Raw genomic sequence first — 4,821 nt, 5'->3', positions numbered from 1 at the left:
CCGAAGGCTCCTCGCCATGCTGACCCGAAAGGGCTATCCGGTCGAACTGGCGGTCCGGGTCGTGAGCGAGCAAGTCGCTCAGGGGCTCGACGGCGGAGGTCGGATGGCCTGGGTGGTTGATGGCGACGAAGACGACGGCTCGGTGTGAGTGGTGGGGAGATTGAGCCTGGGCCGTCAATGCGCCCTTATTTCTTGACCAGGGATTGTGCGAGACCTAGTCTTTCTTGAAAGGTGACAGGACTCCCGCGGCGACGCGGTCTTGATAGCTCGTCCAACTTCACACGGAGGCAGCCGCTGCGAGTGGGTGCCCGAAGACGGTATGCTCGCCGGCCGGTCGACGTTGGATTGGCCGGTTCGGGAGGCCGTCCGGGCTCCATATCGCAATGGCGCAATCCGCGTGCTGCCCCTCTACGGCTGTGATCGTGCCGAGACGAGGGTCCTTCGCCGCTCCAGCCCGCCTGTGCGGGTCCGACGGAAGCGGAGGGAGCAGCGATGGAGGGCGTCCTCGTCGTCCTGTCGTCACTCGTACTTGCCGTCCTGAGCGTTCTGATCCTCGCCGTGGCGCGGTTGGTCCGGGCGACCCGGGTTGACAAGATACCCGACCCCGCTCCGGTGGTGTCCCGAACCCCGGCCGCCCGGGACGTCGGGGACGTGACCGGTCCAGCGGACGTGACGAGTCCGGCGGACTTCGACGAGGAGCCGACGGTCCGCGTCCTGCCCACGGTCCGGGAGGGTTCCGGCGCTCCGGCCACGACGGACGCCGACTCACCCGCCGATCGAGACGGCACCGCCGCGCGGACCGGGGGTTCGGCCGTGACCGCCGATCGCTCCGACGGCGGCCTCCGCGCGGCTCATGGTGGTAGCGCGGAGGAGGCGGCGCAGATTGTGGCCCGAGCCGAACGGGAGGCGGCGGAACGGTTGGCGCGGGCTGAGCGGGATGCCGCCGAGATCCGGCGACGCGGCGAGGAGGATGTCGCCCTACTGCGCGAGCGGATGCTCGCCGAGGCGGCAGTCGAAACCTCGCGGCTCCAGGCCGCGGCGAGAGAGTCCGTCCGCGCCGAGCAGGAGGCCGCCCGGACCGAGATCGCCGCGGCGCGGGCGGCGTTCGACGGTGAGCAGCAGGCCCGGCGGACGGAACTGCAGAGCCGGGAGGCTGCGCTAGCCGCTCGGGAACAGCGCGTCGAGGACCGGATGGCCAGCATCGACGATCATAGTCGTCGCCTGGCGGGCCGCGACCGCGACCTGCTCGACCGGGAGAACGACCTGGCCCGTCGGACGGCCGAGGTGGCCGACCTCGAACGTGCCCGTCATGCCGCGCTGGAGCAGGTGGCCGGGCTCACCGCCGGGCAGGCCAGGGGGGAGCTGATCGCCGTCATCGAGCAGGAGGCCCGGCGGGAGGCGGCGCTGATGGTCCGCGAGATCGAGGCCCGGGCTGAGGAGGAGGGTGAGGAACGCGCCCGCAGGATCGTGACCACCGCCATCCAACGGGTCGCGTCTGACCAGACCACCGAGTCCGTCGTGACGGTCCTGCATCTTCCCGGCGATGAGATGAAGGGCAGGATCATCGGGCGGGAGGGACGCAACATCCGGGCTTTCGAGTCCGTCACCGGGGTCAACGTGCTCATCGACGACACGCCCGAGGCGGTGCTGCTGAGCTGCTTCGATCCGGTGCGTCGCGAGGTCGGTCGCATCATGCTGGCGGCTCTGGTGTCCGACGGCCGGATCCATCCGCACCGCATCGAGGAGGAGCACGCCCGCGCCCAGCTCGAGGTGGCCGAGCGGTGCGTGCGGGCGGGCGAGGACGCCCTGCTCGAGACCGGCATTTCCGAGATGCACCCCGAGCTGGTCAATCTGCTGGGCCAGTTGCGTTACCGAACCAGCTACGGCCAGAACGTGCTCGCGCACCTGATCGAAAGCGCCCACCTCGCCGGAATCATGGCCGCCGAGCTGCGCATGCCGCTTCCACTTGCGAAACGAGCGGCTCTGCTGCACGACCTCGGCAAGGCTCTTACTCACGAGATCGAGGGCTCTCATGCGTTGATCGGGGCGGAGGTGGCCCGTCGCTACGGTGAGGACGAGGAGGTCGTGCACGCGATCGAGGCCCATCACAACGAGGTCGCACCCCGCTCGATCTGCGCGGTGCTGACCCAGGCCGCTGACCAGATCTCCGGTGGCCGGCCTGGCGCCCGCCGCGACAGCCTGGAGTCGTATGTGAAACGGCTCGAGCGCATCGAGCAGATCGCCGGTGACCGTCCGGGTGTCGACAAGGTGTTCGCCATGCAGGCCGGCCGGGAGGTGCGTGTCATGGTCGTGCCCGAGGAGGTCGACGATCTCGCCGCCCATCTGCTCGCCCGGGACGTCGCCAGGCAGATCGAGGAGGAGCTCACCTATCCGGGTCAGATCCGGGTGACCGTCGTGCGCGAGACCCGTGCGGTGGGCACCGCCCGCTGAGCCGGGATGCGGCCGCCGAGGCGGCGGTCCTGGCGACGGTCCAGCCATCGGGCCAACAGCGACAGCAGCCCGTTGGTGACGATGTACATCACCGCCATGACGGTGTAGATGGGCAGGGCGTACCTGCTGCCCAGGTACTCGACCGCACTGCGTCCCGATCGCAGCAGCTCGCTGTAGGCGATGACGTAGCCCAGTGAGGTGTCCTTGAGCAACGTCACCAGCTGGCTCACCAGCGTCGGGCTCATCCGCCGGACCGCCTGGGGAAACTGGATGAGGCGGAAGATCTGGACCGGCCGCAGCCCGACCGCCGCCGCGGCCTCCGTCTGCCCCCGGTCGACCGACTGGATCCCGGCGCGGAAGATCTCGCTGAGCACCGCCCCGTTGTAGGCGGTCAGCCCGATGACCAGGGCCCAGAACGCCGAGAGCCGCCAGCCGAGCGTCGGCAGACCGAGGTAGGCGAACAGGATGAGCATCAGGACAGGCAGGCTGCGGAACAGCTCCACCAGCAGCGTGGCCGGGATGCGCACCGCCCGGCGCTGGGACAGCCGGGCCAGGGCGAGCAGGGTCCCCACCGCCGAGGCGAACAGCATCGCGGTCAGCGCGGCGCGCAACGTGTCGAGCAGCCCGTTCCACAGCAGGGTGCGCAGCGCCGGTTGATCGACGAAGACACTCCAGCGATTGCCGTCGAGCTGGCCGGAGTCGGCGAGGCGGAGCACCGCCAGCGTGACCAGCCCGACGAGGACAGCGGCGGCCACCACACTCGCGATCAGGATGCGACGCCGACCACGCGGACCCGGTGGATCGGCCAGGATGATCTCGGTGCTCATCGCGCCCTCGCCACCCGTCGTTCGGCCAGGGACAGCCCGGCTGCCAGCACCGCGGTGAGGATCAGGTATGCCACCACACCGCCGAGCAGCACGACGATCACCGCATCCGGATTGACGGTCGTGAGCCGTTGGACCATGCCGGTCAGCTCCTCGACGCCGAACGCCGCGGCGATCGAGGTGTTGCGGATCAGCGCGCTCACCACGCTGCCCAGCGGTTGCAGCACGTTGCGGAATGCCTGCGGAAGGATGATCATTCGCAGCGTCTGGGAGAAGGTCAGGCCCAACGCACGAGCCGCTTCGGCCTGACCGAGGTCAACCCCATTGATCCCGGAACGCACCGCCTCGCAGACCAGCGCGGCGTGATAAATCGAGAGCGCGACCACCGCGAACGTGAAATATGAGAAGACGATGTCCAGCTGCGGCAGGACGAACACCACGAAGAAGAACACGACGGTCAGCGGGGTGTTGCGGACCGTCTGCACGTAGGCGGTGCCGGTCCAGCGCAGCGGGGGCACGGGGGAGACCCGCATCGCTGCGAGGACGGTACCGAGGATCAGCGCCGCCACGGACGCGAACAGGCTTAGCCCGACCGTCCGGCGGAAGCCCTCGGCGAAGATGCCGAGGTTATCGATGACGGCGTCGATCGCTGTCCTCCCTCAGGCGGTGGCGGGTGGACGACCGGTCGGCCCGGGTGAGGCCGACCGGTCGTGCCCCGAGCGATGATTGGCGGATCAGGACGTGTATCGGTCGGCAGCCGGGGGAGTGGGCACGGTCGGCTCCACCTTGCCGAGGGTCGAGGTGTACGCCTTCTCCCAGCGCCCGTCCTTGTAAGCGGCCTCGAGCGTGTCGTTGATGAAGTTCCGGAACGCGTCGTCACCCTTCTTGAGGCCGATGCCGTAGGGCTCCTTCGTGAAGGTGTCACCCACCACCTTGAAGGCGTCGGGGTCCTTGTCGACGAGACCCAGCAGGATGCCCTTGTCCGTGGTGACCGCGTCGACCTGACCGTTCTTCAACGCGTCGGCGCACTTGCTGTACACATCGAACAGCACGAGCTGGGCGGTGGGCGCCACCCGGCGGATGTTCTCGGCCGGCGTGGATCCGCTGACCGAGCACACCTTCTTGCCGGCAAGGGTGTCCTTGCCGGTGATGTCGGTGTTGTTCTTCGCGACCATGATGGACTGGCCGGAGACGTAGTACGGCCCCGCGAAGTCGACGACCTTCTTCCGTTTGTCGTTGATTGTGTAGGTGGCCACCACGAGGTCGACCCGACCCTGCTGGATGAAGGGTTCACGGTTGGCCGACATGGTCTCCACGTAGGAGACCTTGTCGCGTGGGATGCCCAGGGCATCCGTGACGATCTTCGAGATCTCGACGTCGAAGCCCTCGGGCTGGCCGCTGAGGTTCTTCAGCCCGAACAGGTTCTGGTCGAACTTCGTCCCGATGATGATCTTTCCAGCGTCGTGCAGCCGGGCCATGGTGGTGCCGGCGGTGAAGGTCACCGAGGCGGTGGGTGCCGAGGCGTCGTCGCCGCCGCTCCCACAGG

General features: G+C 68.6%; 4 protein-coding genes. 1 reads left to right on the top strand and 3 read right to left on the bottom strand.

Annotation, left to right across the window (positions count from 1 at the left end; all coding sequences use genetic code 11):
- The first annotated feature begins 492 nt into the window (after positions 1 to 492).
- A complete protein-coding gene (gene rny / locus ACY45C_RS11500; RefSeq protein WP_462187606.1) occupies positions 493 to 2,451 on the top strand; it encodes a ribonuclease Y in 1,959 nt (652 codons plus the stop codon).
- Here rny and ACY45C_RS11495 read toward each other — a convergent pair.
- The 3 genes from ACY45C_RS11495 to ACY45C_RS11485 form a co-directional block, all read right to left on the bottom strand.
- A complete protein-coding gene (locus ACY45C_RS11495; protein WP_462187605.1) occupies positions 2,397 to 3,278 on the bottom strand; it encodes an amino acid ABC transporter permease in 882 nt (293 codons plus the stop codon). The genes rny and ACY45C_RS11495 overlap by 55 nt on opposite strands.
- Positions 3,275 to 3,922 (bottom strand): amino acid ABC transporter permease, encoded by a 648-nt coding sequence (locus tag ACY45C_RS11490; protein ID WP_462187612.1) that lies wholly within the window; start codon positions 3,920 to 3,922, stop codon positions 3,275 to 3,277. Before ACY45C_RS11490 ends, ACY45C_RS11495 begins: the two co-directional genes overlap by 4 nt.
- 87 nt (positions 3,923 to 4,009) lie before the next feature.
- Positions 4,010 to 4,821, bottom strand: an 812-nt coding sequence (locus ACY45C_RS11485; RefSeq protein ID WP_462187604.1) for a glutamate ABC transporter substrate-binding protein, incomplete at its 5' end; no start/stop codon positions are given.

Source organism: Frankia sp. CcWB2 (assembly GCF_977927585.1).
The sequence above is the reverse complement of the archived record's forward strand: the minus strand, read 5'-3'. Positions and strand labels throughout refer to the sequence as shown.